The following is an 18,752-nucleotide window of genomic DNA, read 5'->3' as shown; positions in this document are numbered from 1 at the left end:
CGGCTCGCACAGATGACCGAGGACATGCCAGGCACCCCGCTCCAGCCGGGCAGCCAGTGGTACGACGGAGAGGCGGGACCCCTCGTCCGCCCGTACGCGATGACGGGCGGCCGGACCCGGTCCGGCCCCGCCGGAGTGCGCTTCGACCTGATCGCACTCGTCACGCTCGAGGCAGGCGCGCGCCATGCCGACGACACCGCGCTCGGTCCGGAACACCGGACCCTCATCCAACTGTGCCGCCCCGAGACGCAGTCCGTCGCCGAACTGTCCGCGGGAGCCGACCTGCCGGTGGGCGTGGTGAGGGTACTCCTGGGGGACCTGCTGGAACTGGGCTGCGTCACCGTCAGCCGCCCGGTTCCACCCGCACAACTGCCGGACGAGCGCATTCTGCGCGAGGTCATCGAGGGACTGCGGGCGCTGTAGTCCATGAACCAGAAACCCTGCCGACCGGTCGAGCACCCGCTTGCGCATCCATCCGGACACCGAACGGACCCGAGTCGGTCGGATCCGACCCCTTGCGGTCCAACGCCTCGAACGGGACGCGCGATTGTCATGATGCTGACTCCGCACCGAATGCTGACTCCGCACCGAAGTACTCACGTCGACCGTTGCCGGCACTCCCGAGAGAAGTGATCGATGGTCTCCGAGCACTCCGACGCCACCGAAGGCGACACGGACGCCCTGGCGTTGAAGATTCTGGTCGCCGGCGGGTTCGGCGTGGGCAAGACCACTCTGGTGGGCGCGGTCAGCGAGATCAGGCCGCTGCGCACCGAGGAACTGCTGAGCGAGGCAGGCCGGTCGGTAGACGACACCGACGGCGTCGACCACAAGGTCACGACGACGGTCGCCATGGACTTCGGGCGCATCACCATCCGGTCTGGCCTCTCGCTCTACCTCTTCGGCACGCCCGGCCAGGACCGCTTCTGGTTCCTCTGGGACGAGCTGTCGCAGGGCGCCCTCGGCGCCGTCGTCCTCGCGGACACCCGGCGGCTGGAGGACTGTTTCCCCGCCGTGGACTACTTCGAGCACCGGCACATCCCGTTCGTGGTGGCAGTCAACTGCTTCACGGGAGCGCGCTCCTACGGCGCCCAGGACGTGTGCCGTGCGCTGGACCTCGACCAGGGCACTCCGGTGGTGCTGTGCGACGCACGGGACCGCGACTCCGGGAAGGAGGTGCTGATCCGGCTCGTCGAGTACGCCGGCCGGGTGCACACCGCCCGGCTGCTCGACTCGGTCGGATGAGGTGGACGGGCAGGCAGGGCCGGGCCGGCCGGTGTATCGGTCGGCCACGAAGCGGTAGCCGGTCATCTTCGGTGGCCGGCCGCCCTTCCTGCTTGCCCACGCGGCGGCTGTGGGGAAGGCTGGCTTGTCGAATCCTCCGCCGGGAGGAGAGACGACACGGGGAGTACGGACCATGGCGCAGAACAGGGGACTCGGCTGGCTGCTGGACGATCTGACCGAGCGCGTCGACCACGTCCGGCACGCACTGGTCCTGTCGAACGACGGACTCGTGACAAGCGCGAGCACGGGGCTGCGCCGGGAGGACGCCGAACATCTCGCGGCCGTCGCGTCCGGCCTGCACAGCCTGGCCAAGGGGTCGGGGCGTCACTTCGGCGCGGGCCGGGTACGTCAGACGATGATCGAGTTCGACGACGCGGTGCTCTTCGTCACCGCAGCCGGCGACGGCAGCTGTCTGTGCGTGCTCAGTGGCGCCGAGGCCGACATCGGCCAGGTCGCCTACGAGATGACGCTGCTGGTGAACCGCGTCGGCGAGCACCTGCGCGTGGCCGCCCGGCAACCGGAACACAACTCGGCCTCGGACCTCTGACCTGCGTGTCTGCCTTGCTGGAGGGGAGTTATCCACAGGCTCCCCGCTCGATCCGGCGATCCGGCTACGGTTTTTCCCGAAGCGAGCGCAGGTCGGCGCGAGCACCGCACGGGGGAGAACCGCATGTCCGGCACCACCATCACACAGTCCGTCACGTCCACCGCCGCCCCTGCCGACGCGGGAGCACGGCTTCCGTCGTTGACACCGAGCCGTGCCGCACGCGAACTGGGACTCAAACGCAGCGAGTTCGAGCTCGCCGTCCATCTCGGCTGCGTCCGTACGGTCCCGGACGACGGGGGAGGGGGAACACGCCGGGTGGCCCGGGCGGAGATCGACCGGGTTCGCGCGACGGACGGCTCAGCCGATGCCCTGCGGGAGCGGGTAAGGACCGTGGGCACCAAGGAGGGCGCCGCCCTGATGGGGGTGACGACCGCCAGGTTCACGCGACTCGCCCGCCTGGGCCTCGTGGTCCCGGTGCGGTTCTACCTGAACCGCTACCGAGCCGTCGTCTGGCTCTATCTGGCCGACGAACTGCGGCAGTTCGCCGCCAAGGAGGAGAACATCCCGCTGCTGAGCGGCCGCATCCCCGAGGGCCTGCGTGACCAGCTGGACGAGGGACTGGACCTGCGTCCCCGCAACTGGCGGGGGAGGCACAGGGGATTCCTGCTGCGCCGGACCGAGGACCCCTGGGCGCAGGCCGCGATCGTGGCGTCGCTGCTCCATCCGGTCCAGGTCGCGGAAGTCGTACGGGACCCCTACGAGCGCGCCCACCTGAACCGCTTCCGCCCCGAACAGGCCGCGCGGACGGCGCCCGACTCGCCTGCCGCCCAGGTCGCCGTGAGGATCATGACGGCCGGGGATCCCGACGAAATCAGCTGGCTCCGGGCCGACCTGGCCCAAGCGGTCGCCCACGCCCGGGAAATCCGCTCCGCTCCACGGCCCTCCTTGACGACCCCACCGCCCGTGACCCCGGCGCCGACCGCGCCGACCGTCATCGAAAACCCTCGCCCGAGCGGGCAGGCGCCGCGCTCACGCAGTCTGTTCGGGTGGCTGCGGCGCAGAAACCCGTGACGAGCCACGCCGGCCCCCTGGCCGACGGCGCACGCCACCGACGTAAGGCAGTGCCTCTCCGGGGAGGGGTGGATGCTCCTCTACAGCGCCTACAGCGCCTACAGCGCCCGGAAGAGCCCCTCCTGCACGACGGAGACGAGCAGGCGGCCCTCCACGTCGTAGATGCGCCCGCGGGCCAGCCCGCGTCCGCCCGTCGCGATCGGCGACTCCTGGTCGTACAGGAACCACTCGTCGGCGCGGAAGGGCCGGTGGAACCACATGGCGTGGTCCAGGGAGGCCATGTCGAAACCGCGGGGGCCCCACAGCGGTTCCACCGGGATACGCACCGCGTCCAGGAGAGTCATGTCGCTCGCGTAGGTCAGCGCGCACGTGTGCACGAGCGGGTCGTCTCCCAGGGGGCCGACCGCACGCATCCACACCGCGCTGCGGGGCTCCGCGTCCTTGATCTCCTCGGGGGTCCACCGCAGCCGGTCCGCATACCGGATGTCGAACGGCTGGCGCCGGGCCATGCGCTCCAACGCCTCGGGCAGCTCCCCCAGATGCTCCCTGATCTCCTGCGTCACCGTCGGCAGCGATTCGGGGTCCGGCACCTTGCGCGCCGGCGGCAGCTGGTGCTCGAAGCTCCCTTCCTCAGGCTTGTGAAAGGAGGCGGTCAGATTGAAGATCGTGCGGCCCTGCTGCACGGCCGTGACCCGCCGGGTGGTGAACGACCGGCCGTCGCGGACCCGCTCGACCTGGTACACGATCGGTACGCCCGGCCGGCCCGGACGCAGGAAGTACGCGTGCAGCGAGTGCACCGGACGGTCGCCCTCCGTGGTGCGCCCGGCGGCGACCAGTGCCTGCCCCGCCACCTGTCCGCCGAAGACGCGCTGCAGGGACTCCTGCGGGCTGCGGCCACGGAAGATGTTGACCTCGATCTGTTCGAGGTCGAGCAGATCGACGAGGCTCTCGGCTGGGTTCGTCATGGGTGGCATCCTCCTGTGTTCAGAGCTGACCGACGTCGGTGACCCGGACGATGGCCCGGCCCTCCGCGTCGGAGGCCGCGAGGTCCACCTCGGCGCTGATACCCCAGTCATGGTCGCCGTTCGGATCGGCGAAGGTCTGACGGACGCGCCACAGGCCGTGCTGCGGCTCCTCCTGGATCTGCAGCAGCTTGGGGCCGCGGGCGTCGGGTCCGGTGCCGAGGTCCTCGTACTCGTCCCAGTACTTGTCCATGGCCTCGCCCCAGGCGTCGGCGTCCCACCCGGAGTCCGCGTCCATCTCGCCGAGTTCCCTGACCTGGTCGAGGGCGGCCAGCTCGACCCGGCGGAACATGGCGTTGCGGACGAGAACGCGGAAGGCGCGCGCGTTCGAGGTGACCGGTTTGACCTGGTCAGCCCTCTCCTGCGCCTCCTCGGCCGTCATCACCTCAGGATTGGCGAGCTGCTCCCACTCGTCCAGCAGGCTGGAGTCCACCTGGCGCACCATCTCGCCGAGCCAGGCGATCAGGTCCTCCAGGTCCTCGGACTTGAGGTCGTCCGGGACGGTGTGGTCGAGGGCCTTGTAGGCACTGGCGAGGTAGCGCAGCACGATGCCCTCGGTGCGCGCGAGCTCGTAGAAGGAGACGAACTCGGTGAAGGACATCGCCCGTTCGTACATGTCACGGATGACGGACTTCGGCGACAGCGGATGGTCGCCGACCCACGGGTGACTCTTGCGGTAGGTGTCGTACGCGTGGAAGAGCAACTCCTCCAGCGGCTTGGGGTACGAGACGTCCTGGAGCCGCTCCATGCGCTCCTCGTACTCGACCCCGTCCGACTTCATCGCCGCCACGGCCTCACCACGGGCCTTGTTCTGCTGGGCCGCGAGGATCTGCCGCGGATCGTCCAGCGTGGACTCGACGACGGACACCATGTCGAGGGCGTACGACGGGGACTCCGGGTCCAGCAGCTCGAAGGAGGCGAGGGCGAAGGTCGACAGGGGCTGGTTGAGGGCGAAGTCCTGCTGCAGATCGACGGTGAGCCGCACGATGCGCCCCTGGGCGTCCGGCTCGTCAAGTTTCTCCACGACGCCGCCGTCGAGGAGCGAGCGGTAGATGGCGATGGCCCGCCGGATGTGCCGGAGCTGCTGCTTGCGGGGTTCGTGGTTGTCCTCCAGCAGATGCCGCATCGCCTCGAAGGCGTTCCCGGGGCGGGCGATCACCGACAGCAGCATCGTGTGCGTCACCCGGAAGCGGGAGGTGAGGGGCTCGGGCTCGGAGGTGATGAGCTTCTCGAAGGTGTTCTCCGTCCACCCGACGAACCCCTCGGGTGCCTTCTTGCGGACGACCTTGCGGCGCTTCTTCGGGTCGTCGCCCGCCTTCGAGAGAGCCTTCTCGTTCTCGATGACGTGCTCGGGTGCCTGCGCCACCACGAAACCCGCCGTGTCGAATCCGGCCCGTCCGGCCCGTCCGGCGATCTGGTGGAACTCGCGGGCCCGCAGAGTCCGCACGCGAGTGCCGTCGTACTTGGCGAGGGCGGTGAACAGGACGGTACGGATGGGGACGTTGACGCCGACCCCGAGCGTGTCCGTACCGCAGATGACCTTCAGCAGACCGGCCTGGGCGAGCTTCTCGACCAGTCGGCGGTACTTGGGCAGCATGCCGGCGTGGTGCACGCCGATTCCGTGCCGCACGTAACGGGAGAGGTTGCGGCCGAACTTGGTGGTGAAGCGGAAGTTGCCGATCAGCTCGGCGATCCGGTCCTTCTCCTCCCGCGTGCACATGTTGATGCTCATCAGCGCCTGCGCCCGCTCCACGGCCTGCGCCTGGGTGAAGTGCACGATGTAGACGGGTGCCTGCTTCGTCGCCAGCAGCTCCGTGAGCGTCTCCGTCAGAGGAGTGAGCACGTACTCGTAGGACAGCGGCACGGGACGCGTCGCCGAGCGGACCACCGCCGTGGGCCGGCCGGTGCGCCGGGTGAGGTCCTTCTCGAACATCGAGACGTCACCGAGCGTCGCCGACATCAGGATGAACTGGGCCTGGGGCAGTTCCAGGATGGGGATCTGCCAGGCCCAGCCGCGGTCGCCCTCCGCGTAGAAGTGGAACTCGTCCATCACGACCTGGCCGACGTCGGCGTGCTTGCCGTCACGCAGGGCGATGGAGGCCAGCACCTCGGCGGTGCAGCAGATGACGGGCGCGTCCGCGTTCACGGACGCGTCACCGGTGAGCATGCCGACGTTCTCGGTGCCGAAGATCTTGCACAGCTCGAAGAACTTCTCCGAGACGAGCGCCTTGATCGGAGCGGTGTAGAAGGTGACCTCGTCGCGGGCGAGCGCCGCGAAGTGCGCAGCCGCCGCGATCATGCTCTTGCCCGAACCGGTGGGCGTCGAGACGATCACGTTCGCCCCCGAGACCACCTCGATCAGCGCCTCCTCCTGGTGGGGATAGAGCGTGAGGCCGCGTTCCCCGGCCCACGACTCGAAGGCTTCGTAGAGGGCGTCCGGGTCGGCGGTCTGCGGCAGCTGATCGATGAGGGTCACGCCCCCATCTTGCCTGGCATCGGACGCGATGAGGGAATCGGATGCCCGTACGAAGATCGCGAACGTTACGCTGTGGCGCCGACGAAGCGTCAGCGCGCGTGGGCAAGTCGACGACGGCACAGCGGAAACAGGGCGGGGCACGGCCATGATGGGACCAGCACACTCACTGTCGGGGGCCGCGGCCTGGCTGGGCGTCGGCGCGGCGGCGGCAGCGACCGGTCACACCATGCCCTGGCCGGTCCTCCTGGTCGGTGCTCTGGTCTGTGCCGGTGGCGCGCTCGCGCCCGACCTGGACCACAAGGCGGCGACCATCTCGCGGGCCTTCGGACCTCTCTCGCGAGGCCTGTGCGAGATCGTCGACAAGCTCTCCTACGCCGTCTACAAGTCGACTCGCAAGCAGGGCGACCCGCGTCGTTCCGGCGGACACCGCACGCTGACGCACACCTGGCTCTGGGCGGTGCTGATAGGTGCGGGCAGCTCGGCGGCCGCGGTCGCCGGAGGACGCTGGGCGGTCCTGACGATCCTGTTCGTCCATCTGGTGCTGGCCATCGAGGGCCTGCTCTGGCGCGCTGCCCGCGGGTCGAGCAGCGACGTGCTGGTCTGGCTGCTGGCCGCGACCAGTGCCTGGATCCTGGCCGGGATCCTGGACAAGCCGGGCAACGGCGCGGACTGGCTGTTCACCGAACCGGGCCAGGAGTACCTGTGGCTCGGGCTGCCGATCCTGCTGGGGGCCCTCGTGCACGACATCGGGGACGCGCTGACGGTGTCGGGCTGCCCGATCCTGTGGCCCATCCCCGTCGGACGGAAGCGGTGGTACCCGATCGGTCCGCCGAAGGTCATGCGGTTCCGGGCCGGCAGCTGGGTCGAGCTGAAGGTGCTGATGCCTGCGTTCATGCTGCTGGGCGGGGTGGGCTGCGCGGCGGCGCTGAACTTCATCTGAGCCGCGGCCGCCCGCACCGGCCCCGAGGCGGAACCGGCCGCACCGGATCCGCGCCCGGCCCGGACCCGTGGGCGATGCGGACTGTCACGCCGGTCCGGCCGCAGGCGGGGTCAGCCGGCGTCGCCGGGCGCGGAGGCGGCGCCCCCGTACCGCCGCTCGAACGCGGCCACACGGCCCTCCGAGTCCACGGTCCGTGCCTTGCCGGTGTAGAAGGGGTGGCTCTCCGAGGAGATCTCCACGTCGACGACCGGGTACGTGTTCCCGTCGTCCCAGTCGATGGTCTGGCTGCTGTCAGCCGTCGACCGGGTGAGGAAGGCGTAGCCGGCCGAGCGGTCGCGGAACACGACCAGGTGGTAGTCGGGGTGCTTGTCCTGCTGCATGGCAGCTCCTCGGGTGGGGCGGGTGAGGCAGGGGCGGCGGTCTCAGCCCGGGAGAGTGTCTTCGTCGACCACGTGCATCGCGGCCTCCTCGGCCGAGGCCGCGGCCCCGTCGATGCCCACGTCGGTGGCGATCAGCCCGCTCTCCTCGTCCTCGTGCGCACCCTCGTCGGGTGCCACCAGACGGCCGGAGCGGGCGGCGCCCACCTCGTTGTCCAGAGGTTCGCCGTCGGTGTCGTCGGAGTCTCCGATGCCGTCTCCGTCACCCACCACGAGGTCGGGCAGCTCCTCCGCGAGGCGCTGGTCGAGGGTCTCGCCGTGCCGGCGCTCCTCGGCGGTCACGCCGGTGTGTTCCACCGCCCAGGGCCGCTCGGGCGGAGACCAGCCCCGGTCCAGAGGGTCGTCGACGCCGTCGGTCTCCAGGGTGTCCTCGGCGTCGAGCAGCCCCGCGTCGTCCTGCACCTCGGAGCCGTCGGGCTGGTAGACGTCGTCTCCCCATCCGTCGGCGCTGTCCACGGGTACCTCCAGGTGGTGGGGCGGATCCGGTCCCGCCGTACCACACGGCGGAGCGGGGACCGCGTGGCGCAGGCCGCGCCCCTCGCGAACCGGACGGTTCAGGGGCACTCCACGAGCCGGTGCCGGTTTCCAGCCTTCCACCCAACATCGACAGCGCGCAACGGGACGTGGTGGCAGACGGACGTCACCGCCCCCGGGCGCCGGGGCGACCGGAGCCGGTGGGGGCGGGGCCACCGGTACTTCGGCGGGCCCGCCCCCGCGGGAGTACCGGCACCGGCCGCCGGTGGACGTCCGGGCGCCCGTCGGACTTCCGGTGCCGGCCGCCGTCGCTCACCCGTGCCACGACCGCCACAGTGCCGCGTACGCGCCGTCCGCGGTGACCAGCTCGTCGTGGCTGCCCAGCTCGCTGATGCGGCCGTTCTCGACCACGGCGATGACGTCGGCGTCGTGGGCGGTGTGCAGCCGGTGCGCGATGGCGACGACGGTGCGGCCGTCGAGAACGCGGGCCAGGGAGCGTTCCAGGTGGCGCGCAGCGCGCGGGTCCAGGAGCGAGGTGGCCTCGTCCAGGACCAGGGTGTGCGGGTCCGCGAGCACCAGGCGGGCCAGCGCGACCTGCTGGGCCTGCGCCGGGGTGAGCGCGAACCCGCCGGAGCCGACCTCGGTGTCCAGACCGTCGTCCAGCGCCCGTGCCCACCCGTCGGCGTCGACCGCGCCGAGCGCCGCAAACAGCTCGGTGTCGTCGGCGGCCGTCCGGGCGAGCAGCAGGTTGTCGCGCAGGGAACCCACAAAGACGTGGTGCTCCTGGTTGACGAGGGCGACGTGGGAGCGCACCTGTTCGGCGGGCATGCGGGACAGTTCGGCACCGCCCAGGGTGATGCGGCCGTCCCGGGGCGCGTAGATGCCGGCGAGGAGCCGGCCGAGCGTGGACTTGCCCGCGCCGGACGGACCGACCAGGGCGAGCCGAGTGCCGGGGGCGACCTCCAGCGAGACCTTGCGCAGGACGTCGACGCCGGCGCGGTAGCCGAAGTGGACCCGGTCCGCGTGCACGTCGCGTCCGTCGGGGACCACCGCCGGATCGCCCTCGTCCGGCTCGATGTCCCGCACGCCGACCAGCCGGGCCAGCGACACCTGGGCGATCTGGAGTTCGTCGTACCACCGCAGGATCAGACCCACCGGATCGACGAGCATCTGGGCGATGAGCGCGCCCGTCGTCAGCTGGCCGACGCCGATCCACCCCTGGAGGACGAAGACACCGCCGATCATCAGGACCGAGCAGAGGACCGTGACGTGCGTGACGTTGATGACGGGGAAGAGCACGGAGCGCAGCCAGAGGGTGTAGCGCTCCCACGCCGTCCACTCCTTGACCCGGCGGTCCGACAGGTCGATGCGGCGCTCGCTGAGGCGATGGGCCTCGATGGTGCGCCCGGCGTCCACGGTCTCGGCGAGGACGGCCGCGACGGCGGCGTAGCCGGCGGCCTCCGAGCGGTAGGCGGCGGGCGCTCGTCTGAAGTACCAGCGGCAGCCGATGACCAGGAGCGGCACGGCGACCAGTACGGCGGGGGCGAGCGGCGGGGCGGTCACCGCAAGTCCGCCGAGCAGCAGAGCCACCCACACCACACCGATGGACAGCTGCGGCACGGCCTCGCGCATCGCGTTCGCCAGCCGGTCGACGTCCGTGGTGATCCGGGACAGCAGGTCGCCGGTGCCCGCCCGCTCCAGGACTCCGGGCGGCAGCCCCACGGACCGTACGAGGAAGTCCTCGCGCAGGTCGGCCAGCATCCGCTCACCGAGCATGGCTCCCCGCAGCCGGACCTGGCGGACGAAGAAGGCCTGGACGACGAGGGCCAGGACGAACAGTGCCGCGGTGCGTTCCATATGCAGTTCACGGGCGTCGTCCGAGACCCCCTCGACGACCGAGCCGAGCAGATAGGGCCCGGCCATCGAGGCCACGACGGCGATCGTGTTGACCGTGACGAGCAGCAGGAAGGGCCGGCGGTGCCGTCGGAACAGCTCGGTCACGTAGGCGCGGACGGTCTCGGGGGCTCCGACGGGCAGCGTGTTCGCCGTCGTCGGTGCCGCCGGGTCGTACGCCGGTGGCGCCAGGCCGATCATGCGGTCTCCTCGATCTCTTCCAGTGCGTCGATCGTTTCGCGAGCGCGGCGCCCTGTGGACCGGCCGCCGGGCGCGTCGATCCCGTGTGCCCCGGGCGCGTCGTCCAGGGCGTGCGTGTCCCGCCCGGCGGTGCCGGTAGCGGGCTCGTCGTCGGTCTCCCGTGTCACCACGGCGCGGTACCGGGGCTCGCTGTGCACCAGGTCGCGGTGCACGCCGACCGCGGCGACCCCGCCTCCGTCGACGAGTACGACCCGGTCCGCCCGGTCCAGGAGCAGGGGCGAGGAGGTGAGGACGACCGTGGTACGGCCGGCCCGCAGGGAGCGGACACCGTCGGCGATCCGTGCCTCGGTGTGCGAGTCGACGGCGGACGTGGGCTCGTCCAGGACGAGCACTTCCGGGTCCGTGATCAGGGACCGGGCGAGGGCCAGCCGCTGGCGCTGGCCGCCCGACAGGGAGCGGCCGCGCTCGGTGATCCGTGCGTCCATCGGATCGTCGGCGTCCAGTGACCCCTGGGTCAGCGCGTCCAGGACGTCGCCGCACTGCGCCGCGGCTAGGGCGTCGGCTGCACTCACCGCACCGGACGAAGGCACGTCGAGCAGCTCGCGCAGCGAGCCCGACAGGAGCACCGGGTCCTTGTCCTGGACCAGGACGGCCGTCCTGGCGGCGTCGAGCGGCAGCTCGTCCAGCGGCACCCCGCCCAGCAGCACGGAGACGGTGGTCTCCTCGCCCGTCGCATGGCCGCCGAGCCGTTCCGCCAGTACGCCCGCCGCGTCCGGGTCGCCGCACACCACGGCGGTGAACCGGCCGGAGGGCGCCAGCAGCCCGGTCGCGGGGTCGTACAGGTCGCCGGCCGGCACGACGGCGTCGCGTGAGCCGGCGGTGTCCGTGGCCCGTTCCAGGGACAGCACATGAGCGGCTCGCTTGGCGGAGGGCCGCGAGAAGGAGTACGCCATGGCGATCTCCTCGAAGTGCCTCAGCGGATACGTGAGGAGCATGACCGCGCTGTACACCGTGACGAGCTCGCCGACCGTGATCCGCCCGTCGCGGGCCAGCCGCACCCCGTGCCAGACGACCGCGACGAGCAGCAGGCCGGGCAGCAGCACCTGGATCGCCGAGATCAGCGCCCACATCCGGGCGCTGCGCACGGCGGCCCGGCGGACCTCCTGGGAGGCCCGCCGGTAGCGGTCGAGGAAGAGTTCCTCGCCGCCGATGCCGCGCAGCACGCGCAGGCCCGCGACCGTGTCGGAGGCCAGTTCGGTGGCGCGTCCCGCCTTCTCGCGCTGCTGGTCGGCGCGGCGGGTGGCGGGCGGCAGGAGAGGCAGCACGGCGAGTGCCAGGACGGGCACGCCGACGGCGACGACGACACCGAGGGCGGGTTGGTAGACGACCAGACCGACGCAGACCAGCACGACCGTGAGCGCGGCCGCCACGAACCGGGACAGGGCCTCGACGAACCAGCCGATCTTCTCGACGTCGCCCGTGGAGACGGCGACCACCTCTCCGGCCGCCACACGCTGGGTCAGCGCCGAGCCCAGTTGGGCCGTCCTGCGGGCCAGCAGCTGCTGGACGCGGGCGGCGGCGGTGATCCAGTTGGTGACGGCGGTGCGGTGCAGCATCGTCTCGCCCAGCGCGATGGCCGCGCCGCAGAGCACCATCAGCCCGCCGGTGAGGGCGAGCCGGGTGCCGGACCGGTCGACGACGGCCTGGACGGCCAGGCCCACGCAGAAGGGCAGCCCGGAGACGGCGACGAAGTGCAGCAGACCCCAGGCGAGGGCCTTGAGCTGTCCGCCCAGCTGATTGCGGCCGAGCCACCACAGGAATCGGGGTCCCGAGCGTGCGTCCGGCACTCCCGGGTCGGGGTAGGGAAGGTCTTGGATCTGCATGGTGTCCCAGTGGCTCGTGTCAGGGGGTGGAGGGCCGCGAGGGCCGACGGCGGACCGGCCCGCGGGCCGGGTGGGCACCGGCCCCGACCGGGGGCCGGGCCGCGCGGACGGGCACCGGGCCGCCGGGACGGCCGCCGGGGACCCGGTCGTGAAAGCCGACAGCAAACCGTGAAAGGTTCGCGTCGGAGCGTGGTCGGAGGCAAACGGTTTTTCACCGCAGGGCAAAGAATCGGCCCGAACTGCCCGCTTATGACCGGGAAGCGAGGGGGTCGGGGACAGGGGGCCGACGCGTGGTGCGACCATGGACCGCATGCAAACAGGCGGTACGAGCGGTTCGATGCGCAAAGGGGTCGCTGCGGCGGCCTGCGGTGTTCTTCTGTTGTCCCTGTCGGCCTGTGGTGGCTCGGACGGGGGAAGCGGATCGAAGGGCGACGGCGGGGCCGCGGGCAAGGCCGGCGGGGCCGAGGCGCGCACCGTCGATCTGAAGCGCATCCCGGACGTCGGCGACCGGCTGTACAAGCGGATTCCCGCCAACTCCCGCCAGGTCGTGGCGGTCTACGGCGAGGGCAAGGACTCCGCCGACTCGACGGTCGTTCTCTACACGAAGCACGGCGCCACGTGGGACCGGACCCGCGCCTGGAAGGGCCACAACGGAAAGAAGGGCTGGACCACCGACCATCACGAGGGCGACAAGCGCAGCCCCGTCGGCGTGTTCACCCTCAGCGACGCGGGCGGTGTCCTCGCGGACCCGGGGGCCCGGCTTCCGTACACGCGGTCCGCTTCCTTCCAGGCGCCGCACTACTGGGCCAAGTCGCACTGGCACGATTTCGACTACGTCATCGCCATCGACTACAACCGTGTCAAGGGCACCTCGCCGAACGACCCGACCCGGCCCGAGGGCCAGTCCAAGGGCGGGAGCATCTGGCTCCACATGGACCACGGCAGCGGTACGTCGGCCTGTGTGAGCCTCTCCGAGTCCGGCATGAACTACCTGTTGCGCACGCTCGACCCGGATCGGCATCCCGTGGTGGTGATGGGGGACAAGGCGGACCTGAAGGCATAACGGCCGCGCCGGGTCGGGGCGTTCCGACGCCCACGGGTGAACGGGCGTCCGGGAGCCAAGTCGCGGGTTCTCGTTGCGGGCGGGGCAACTCCCCCGTAGAACACCGCACATGAGAAGACCGGTCATCATGTCCATGCTCGCGGGAGCGATCCTCGCGGCGAGCACTCTCCTCGGAGCGCATCCGGCCGCGGCGATCACCTCGGCCGCCGGAGCGGGTCCGGCTGCGGCGAGCGCCTCGGCCCACCGGGCGGGTTCCGCTCCGGCGGTTCCCGCGACCGTCCCGCCCACCGGTGCCGCAGCCGCCGAAAGCACCATAGGCGCCGAAAGCGCCATAGCCGCCGAAACCGTCGAAGGGGCGGACCCGCCCGCCGAGTTCGGCACCGACTGGCACGATCCGCTGACGGCCGCCCCTCCCGTCGTGAAGCCCGCAACGCGGGCCTGCCGGGTCACCGTCGCCGAGGCGAGGTTCCGTGACTTCACGCCGTACCACGGCACGTACACCCCGCCGAGTGGCTGCGGCGCCCGCTGGAGCAAGGTGGTGCTGAGGCTCGACGGCACCGTCAAGGGACGGCAGTTCGACCGCCTCGGGTACCTGCACATCGGCGGGGTCGAGGTCTTCCGCACGTCCACCCCGGAGCCCTCGCCCGACGGCATCGCGTGGTCCGTCGAGAAGGACGTGACGCGCTACCGAGACACCTTCCGGCGAAGCCGTGACGTCGAGATGCTCATCGGCAACGTGGTCGACGACACCTACACGGGAGTCATCGACGTCAAGGTCGCACTGACCTTCTACGCGGCCGGGAAGCCCGGGCCGGGCACGCCGGACGGGCCCGGTGGGGCCGCCGAGCCCGCCGCCCTCGTCAGGTCCGCGGCCGGCTCCGCCCCGCCCCCCGACCGCGTGCTCACCCTGCGGGACGGCGAAGTCACCACGCCCCGCAACAGCGAGCGGATCGTCGCCGAGGTGTACGCGACCGGGTCCGGCGGCGGCTGCGAGGAGTACTGGTACCTGACGGTCCCGGACGCCGCGCCCTATTCCTGCAAGGCCGCCGGTGGCCCCTACCGTGAGGTGCAGATCAAGGTGGACGGCCGGCTCGCCGGCATCGCGGCACCGTTCCCGACCGTGTGGACCGGCGGCTGGTCCAACCCCTTCCTCTGGTACGTGGTCCCGGGCCCGCGTGCCTTCGACATCAGGCCGATCGAGTACGACCTGACTCCGTTCGCCGGACTTCTCAACGACGGGCGACCGCACCGGGTCGACGTCGACGTGGTCGGGGTCCCCGAGGGCGGGAGCGGCTGGAGCACCCCGGTCAATGTGCTGGTGTGGCAGGACGCCAAGCGGGCGCACGTCTCCGGCGCGCTCACCGAGGTCAGGGCGGGCGAGGTCGCCGACTCCGTGACGTACACGCCGGGTTCCCGGCACCGGCTGGACACCGAGGGCGGCCACCGGCTGACGGTCTCCGGATACGTCGACACCTCGCACGGGCGCGTCATCACCACCGTGGGCCGCACCCTGGCCAACACGTCCGTGCACCGCTGGACCGACGGCGAGAACGCGGACGGCCTCGAGTCCACCTGGACGGACGACGAGCAGGTCACCGTCGACGGGCGCGGGCCGGCCGCCGTGACGCGCACGCACCGCACGTACACGATGGACGGTACGACGACGCTCGGCGACGGCGGCCGGCTGCGGACCGTGCTGACCCTCGGGGACCGGGCGTCGGTCGACGAGTCGCGCGGGGGCCGTCGAACCGCCTGGTCCCGACTGGACGACACCTACACGGGCGACGCGACGTACACGGCGAACGTCCCGCGCGACCAGCGGCACGCGGTCGCCACCACGCGCGAGCGCTACCGCCTGTACGGCTCGGACGGGTGTCACGACCGCAGCGTGGTCACCGTGCAGGGGACGCTCACCGAGGACCGGAACCGCTGCTGACCGAGCACCGGTGACCGAGCGGCCGAGGGTCCGTCCTGCGTGTCAGTCGATCGCACCGGGACGGACCCGGAACAACCGAGAGGCCCGTCGTCCCGGGCGCCGGTCGCACGCATCGGGACGGGCCCGGAACAACCGAGAGGCCCGTCGTCCCGGGCGCCGGTCGCACGCATCGGGACGGGCCCGGAACAACCGAGAGGCCCGTCCCCGGCGCCGGTCGCACGCATCGGGACGGGCCGCGCAGGCCTCGCACGCCCCCTTGCGCGCGGTCAGCAGGGCCGCTCCGGAATCGGGGTGCCGTCGACCAGGGTGTCCAGAAGTCCGCCGAGCACCTCCCGCTGCTCGTCCGTCAACGGGGCCAGGATCTCCTCGGCCGCCGAGCGGCGCGCGCCGCGCAGCTCCCGCAGCGCCTTGCGCCCCTCGTCCGTGACCTCGATCCGGATCACGCGGCGGTTGGTGGGATCGGGCACCCGGCGCACTTTGCCGTTCGCTTCCAGGCCGTCGACCAGGGTTGTCACAGCACGGGGTACCACCTCCAGGCGCTCGGCCAGATCGGCCATGCGGGGCGGCGAGCCGTAGTGCGCCAGGGTGCGCAGCAGCCGCGACTGGGCCGGCGTGATCCCCAGGGCGCGCTGCTCCAGATGGCGCTTCTGGATGCGGTGCACGCGGCGGGTCAGCCGCAGCAGCTGCTCGGCGAGCAGGCCGTCGGCATCGGGGGTGGTCATGCGGGAACAATATCAGGATGCCGCTCATTGTGAGTATAGGTAACAATGAGCTATGCTCCGTCAATCGTCGTCGCCTCACCTCCCGTAGGAGCCCATGCGTCCCGATCACCCCACCTGGACCCCGCCACCCGCCGAGGCCGAACAGCCGCGTCAGGTGCGCCGCATCCTGAAGTTGTTCCGCCCCTACCGCGGGCGTCTTGCCGTCGTCGGCCTGCTGGTCGGCGCCGCGTCCCTGGTCTCCGTCGCCACGCCCTTCCTGCTGCGGGAGATCCTGGACGTCGCGATCCCCGAGGGCCGCACCGGCCTGCTGAGCCTGCTCGCGCTCGGCATGATCCTCAGCGCGGTCGTCACCAGCGTCTTCGGCGTGCTGCAGACACTGATCTCCACGACGGTAGGCCAGCGGGTCATGCACGATCTGCGCACCGCCGTCTACGGGCGGTTGCAGCACATGTCGCTCGCGTTCTTCACCCGCACCCGCACCGGAGAGGTCCAGTCCCGCATCGCCAACGACATCGGCGGCATGCAGGCGACGGTCACCTCCACCGCCACCTCGCTGGTCTCCAACCTCACGAGCGTCGTCGCCACGATCGCCGCGATGATCGCGCTGGACTGGCGGCTCACCGTCGTCTCGCTGCTCCTGCTGCCGGTCTTCGTCTGGATCAGCCGCCGGGTCGGCCGGGAGCGCAAGAAGATCGCGACGCAGCGCCAGAAGCAGATGGCCACGATGGCCGCCACCGTCACCGAGTCGCTGTCCGTCAGCGGCATCCTCCTCGGCCGCACCATGGGCCGCGCCGACTCGCTCACGCGGTCCTTCGCGGACGAGTCCGAAAGCCTGGTCGACCTCGAGGTGAGGTCGAACATGGCGGGCCGCTGGCGCATGGCCGTCATCACCATCGTCATGGCCGCCATGCCCGCCGTCATCTACTGGACCGCGGGCATCGCCTTCCAGTTCGGCGGACCGGCCATCTCGATCGGCACGCTCGTCGCGTTCGTCTCGCTCCAGCAGGGCCTGTTCCGTCCGACGGTGAGCCTGCTGTCGACGGGAGTCCAGATACAGACCTCGCTCGCCCTGTTCCAGCGCATCTTCGAGTACCTCGACCTGCCCATCGACATCACCGAGCCCGAGCGGCCGGTCCACCTCGACCAGGTCAAGGGCGAGATCCGCTTCGAGGACGTCGAGTTCCGCTACGACGGCAAGGGCGGCCCCGTCCTCGAGGGCATCGACATCACCGTCCCCGCGGGCGGCAGTCTCGCGGTCGTCGGCCCCACCGGATCCGGCAAGTCCACGCTCAGCTGTCTGGTGCCGCGGCTGTACGACGTCACGGGCGGGCGCGTCACCCTCGACGGGGTCGACGTGCGCGACCTGGACTTCGACACGCTCGCCCGCGCGGTCGGCGTCGTCTCCCAGGAGACGTACCTGTTCCACGCGTCGGTCGCCGACAACCTCCGCTTCGCCAAGCCGGACGCCACCGACGAGGAGCTGTACGCGGCGGCCCGGGCGGCCCAGATCCACGAGCACATCGCCTCCCTGCCCGACGGGTACGACACCGTCGTGGGGGAGCGGGGGCACCGGTTCTCCGGGGGTGAGAAGCAGCGCCTGGCCATCGCCCGCACGATCCTGCGCGACCCGCCCGTGCTCATCCTCGACGAGGCGACCAGCGCCCTGGACACCCGCACCGAGCGTGCCGTCCAGGAGGCCATCGACGCGCTGTCGGCCAACCGGACCACGCTCACCATCGCGCACCGGCTGTCCACCATCCGGGGCGCAGACCAGATCGTGGTCCTGGACTCCGGGCGCACGGCCGAACGGGGCACGCACGAAGAGCTGCTGAAGCGCGACGGCCGCTATGCCGCCCTGGTCCGCCGAGACGCTCAACTGGAGCCGACAAGATAAAGATATGTCGGGTTTGTAGGCTTTAGCGGGTTACCGTGCCCCCATGCAGACCAACACTCCGCCACGGAGCACGATTCGACTGACGCGCCGGGGCCGGATCGCCCTCATCGCGACCGGAGCCGTCGTCGCGGCCACCGCCGTGGCGGTGCCGCTGCTGACCACGGAGGACGAGGACGAGCGGCCCGCGTCCCTGGTGATCCCGGAGGGCTGGCGAGCGGGCCAGGTCTACGACGCCGTGGACAGGGCGCTCCGACTGCCGGCGGGCAGTACGAAGAAGTCCCTGGGCAAGGCCGGCCTGAAGCTGCCGAACGACGCGGAGGGCAACCCGGAGGGTTATCTCTTCCCGGCCACGTATCCGCTCGACAAGAAGGCCACCCCGGAGTCGCTGCTGTCGTACATGGTCGCCACCGCGAACAAGAAGTTCAACGGCGGCCAGATCACGGCGGGAGCGCAGCGCAACGCGATGAACGTCTATCAGGCGGTCACGATCGCGAGCATCATCCAGGCGGAGGCCGCCACCAAGGAGGACATGGGCAAGGTGGCCCGGGTCATCTTCAACCGGCTGGAGCGCGGAATGCCGCTGCAGATGGACTCCACCATCAACTACGCGCTGAACCGCAGCAGCCTGACCACCACCGAGAAGGACACCAAGCTCGACAACCCGTACAACTCGTACCAGCGCATGGGCCTGCCGCCGACGCCGATCGCCAACCCCGGTGAGGAGGCGATGCGCGCGGCGATCAACCCCACCCCGGGCGACTGGCTGTACTTCGTCACCGTCAAGCCGGGCGACACCCGTTTCACGGCAGGCTACGAGGAGCACCGGAGGAACGTCGCCGAGTTCAACCGGAACCGGAAGAGTGCCTCGCCCGCGCACTGACCGGCCGGCACGTCGTGCCCGTCCGCACCAGG

The 18,752-nt window shown here is 71.1% G+C and carries 16 protein-coding genes; 9 read left to right on the top strand and 7 right to left on the bottom strand.

Annotated features, from left to right (window positions below):
• Positions 1 to 12 precede the first annotated feature (12 nt).
• The 4 genes from AC069T_RS03265 to AC069T_RS03250 all read left to right on the top strand — a co-directional run bounded on the left by AC069T_RS03265 (position 13) and on the right by AC069T_RS03250 (position 2,899).
• On the top strand, positions 13 to 423 hold the full coding sequence (locus AC069T_RS03265; protein WP_478781070.1) for a DUF742 domain-containing protein: 411 nt from the start codon (positions 13 to 15) through the stop codon (positions 421 to 423).
• A gap of 213 nt (positions 424 to 636) precedes the next feature.
• Complete coding sequence (locus AC069T_RS03260; RefSeq protein ID WP_478781069.1) at positions 637 to 1,242, top strand: GTP-binding protein; 606 nt, start codon at positions 637 to 639, stop codon at positions 1,240 to 1,242.
• A 172-nt stretch (positions 1,243 to 1,414) separates the two neighbouring features.
• Positions 1,415 to 1,828: a roadblock/LC7 domain-containing protein gene (locus tag AC069T_RS03255; RefSeq protein WP_478781068.1), complete on the top strand. Its 414-nt coding sequence runs from the start codon at positions 1,415 to 1,417 to the stop codon at positions 1,826 to 1,828.
• A 123-nt stretch (positions 1,829 to 1,951) separates the two neighbouring features.
• Positions 1,952 to 2,899, top strand: coding sequence for a DUF6397 family protein (locus tag AC069T_RS03250; protein WP_478781067.1), 948 nt, complete (start codon positions 1,952 to 1,954; stop codon positions 2,897 to 2,899).
• A 98-nt stretch (positions 2,900 to 2,997) separates the two neighbouring features.
• On the opposite strand, the gene AC069T_RS03245 is transcribed toward AC069T_RS03250, so the two are convergent.
• Positions 2,998 to 3,864, bottom strand: a complete 867-nt coding sequence (locus AC069T_RS03245) for an acyl-CoA thioesterase (RefSeq protein WP_478781066.1) — start codon at positions 3,862 to 3,864, stop codon at positions 2,998 to 3,000.
• Between the two features lie 19 nt (positions 3,865 to 3,883).
• Positions 3,884 to 6,397, bottom strand: a complete 2,514-nt coding sequence (locus AC069T_RS03240) for a DEAD/DEAH box helicase (protein WP_476750868.1) — start codon at positions 6,395 to 6,397, stop codon at positions 3,884 to 3,886.
• Between the two features lie 145 nt (positions 6,398 to 6,542).
• Here AC069T_RS03240 and AC069T_RS03235 point away from each other — a divergent pair, with 145 nt between their 5' ends.
• Positions 6,543 to 7,337 carry a metal-dependent hydrolase gene (locus AC069T_RS03235; protein WP_478781065.1) on the top strand — a complete coding sequence of 265 codons (795 nt, stop codon included), beginning with the start codon at positions 6,543 to 6,545 and terminating at the stop codon, positions 7,335 to 7,337.
• Positions 7,338 to 7,447: 110 nt separating this feature from the next.
• Here the strand turns inward: AC069T_RS03235 and AC069T_RS03230 are convergent, their stop codons facing one another.
• The 4 genes from AC069T_RS03230 to AC069T_RS03215 all read right to left on the bottom strand — a co-directional run bounded on the left by AC069T_RS03230 (position 7,448) and on the right by AC069T_RS03215 (position 12,225).
• Positions 7,448 to 7,717, bottom strand: a complete 270-nt coding sequence (locus tag AC069T_RS03230) for a type B 50S ribosomal protein L31 (protein ID WP_358851187.1) — start codon at positions 7,715 to 7,717, stop codon at positions 7,448 to 7,450.
• Positions 7,718 to 7,759: 42 nt separating this feature from the next.
• Entirely contained in the window at positions 7,760 to 8,230 is a 471-nt protein-coding gene (locus AC069T_RS03225) for a DUF5709 domain-containing protein (RefSeq protein WP_358851188.1), read from the bottom strand.
• A 330-nt stretch (positions 8,231 to 8,560) separates the two neighbouring features.
• The gene (locus tag AC069T_RS03220; protein WP_478781064.1) at positions 8,561 to 10,342 is read right to left on the bottom strand and encodes an ABC transporter ATP-binding protein; all 1,782 of its coding nucleotides are present in this window, start codon (positions 10,340 to 10,342) and stop codon (positions 8,561 to 8,563) included.
• The gene (locus AC069T_RS03215) at positions 10,339 to 12,225 is read right to left on the bottom strand and encodes an ABC transporter transmembrane domain-containing protein (RefSeq protein ID WP_478781063.1); all 1,887 of its coding nucleotides are present in this window, start codon (positions 12,223 to 12,225) and stop codon (positions 10,339 to 10,341) included. The genes AC069T_RS03220 and AC069T_RS03215 overlap by 4 nt, the downstream gene beginning before the upstream one ends.
• Before the next feature lie 310 nt (positions 12,226 to 12,535).
• Between AC069T_RS03215 and AC069T_RS03210 the strand changes: the two genes are divergently transcribed.
• Together AC069T_RS03210 and AC069T_RS03205 are read left to right on the top strand one after the other, a co-directional pair.
• The gene (locus AC069T_RS03210; RefSeq protein ID WP_478781128.1) at positions 12,536 to 13,288 is read left to right on the top strand and encodes a hypothetical protein; all 753 of its coding nucleotides are present in this window, start codon (positions 12,536 to 12,538) and stop codon (positions 13,286 to 13,288) included.
• 109 nt (positions 13,289 to 13,397) lie between these two features.
• Complete coding sequence (locus tag AC069T_RS03205) at positions 13,398 to 15,224, top strand: peptide-N4-asparagine amidase (protein ID WP_478781062.1); 1,827 nt, start codon at positions 13,398 to 13,400, stop codon at positions 15,222 to 15,224.
• Positions 15,225 to 15,490: 266 nt separating this feature from the next.
• Here the strand turns inward: AC069T_RS03205 and AC069T_RS03200 are convergent, their stop codons facing one another.
• Positions 15,491 to 15,946: a MarR family winged helix-turn-helix transcriptional regulator gene (locus tag AC069T_RS03200; RefSeq protein ID WP_478781061.1), complete on the bottom strand. Its 456-nt coding sequence runs from the start codon at positions 15,944 to 15,946 to the stop codon at positions 15,491 to 15,493.
• A 94-nt stretch (positions 15,947 to 16,040) separates the two neighbouring features.
• Here AC069T_RS03200 and AC069T_RS03195 point away from each other — a divergent pair, with 94 nt between their 5' ends.
• Positions 16,041 to 17,840 carry an ABC transporter ATP-binding protein gene (locus tag AC069T_RS03195; protein ID WP_478781060.1) on the top strand — a complete coding sequence of 600 codons (1,800 nt, stop codon included), beginning with the start codon at positions 16,041 to 16,043 and terminating at the stop codon, positions 17,838 to 17,840.
• Positions 17,841 to 17,883: 43 nt separating this feature from the next.
• Positions 17,884 to 18,720 carry an endolytic transglycosylase MltG gene (gene mltG / locus AC069T_RS03190; protein WP_478781059.1) on the top strand — a complete coding sequence of 279 codons (837 nt, stop codon included), beginning with the start codon at positions 17,884 to 17,886 and terminating at the stop codon, positions 18,718 to 18,720.
• Positions 18,721 to 18,752 lie beyond the last annotated feature (32 nt).

The organism is Streptomyces sp. NPDC043867 (assembly GCF_056435845.1).
Note: the sequence above shows the minus strand (reverse complement) of the source record. Positions and strands in the feature narration are given on the sequence as shown.

Bases quoted from the DNA above. Each gene is read 5' to 3' on its own strand.
- AC069T_RS03265 (WP_478781070.1), top strand. From the start codon at position 13: ATGACCGAGGACATGCCAGGCACCCCGCTCCAGCCGGGCAGCCAGTGG.
- AC069T_RS03260 (WP_478781069.1), top strand. From the start codon at position 637: ATGGTCTCCGAGCACTCCGACGCCACCGAAGGCGACACGGACGCCCTG.
- AC069T_RS03255 (WP_478781068.1), top strand. From the start codon at position 1,415: ATGGCGCAGAACAGGGGACTCGGCTGGCTGCTGGACGATCTGACCGAG.
- AC069T_RS03250 (WP_478781067.1), top strand. From the start codon at position 1,952: ATGTCCGGCACCACCATCACACAGTCCGTCACGTCCACCGCCGCCCCT.
- AC069T_RS03245 (WP_478781066.1), bottom strand. From the start codon at position 3,864: ATGACGAACCCAGCCGAGAGCCTCGTCGATCTGCTCGACCTCGAACAG.
- AC069T_RS03235 (WP_478781065.1), top strand. From the start codon at position 6,543: ATGATGGGACCAGCACACTCACTGTCGGGGGCCGCGGCCTGGCTGGGC.
- AC069T_RS03230 (WP_358851187.1), bottom strand. From the start codon at position 7,717: ATGCAGCAGGACAAGCACCCCGACTACCACCTGGTCGTGTTCCGCGAC.
- AC069T_RS03220 (WP_478781064.1), bottom strand. From the start codon at position 10,342: ATGATCGGCCTGGCGCCACCGGCGTACGACCCGGCGGCACCGACGACG.
- AC069T_RS03215 (WP_478781063.1), bottom strand. From the start codon at position 12,225: ATGCAGATCCAAGACCTTCCCTACCCCGACCCGGGAGTGCCGGACGCA.
- AC069T_RS03210 (WP_478781128.1), top strand. From the start codon at position 12,536: ATGCAAACAGGCGGTACGAGCGGTTCGATGCGCAAAGGGGTCGCTGCG.
- AC069T_RS03205 (WP_478781062.1), top strand. From the start codon at position 13,398: ATGAGAAGACCGGTCATCATGTCCATGCTCGCGGGAGCGATCCTCGCG.
- AC069T_RS03200 (WP_478781061.1), bottom strand. From the start codon at position 15,946: ATGACCACCCCCGATGCCGACGGCCTGCTCGCCGAGCAGCTGCTGCGG.
- AC069T_RS03195 (WP_478781060.1), top strand. From the start codon at position 16,041: ATGCGTCCCGATCACCCCACCTGGACCCCGCCACCCGCCGAGGCCGAA.
- mltG (WP_478781059.1), top strand. From the start codon at position 17,884: ATGCAGACCAACACTCCGCCACGGAGCACGATTCGACTGACGCGCCGG.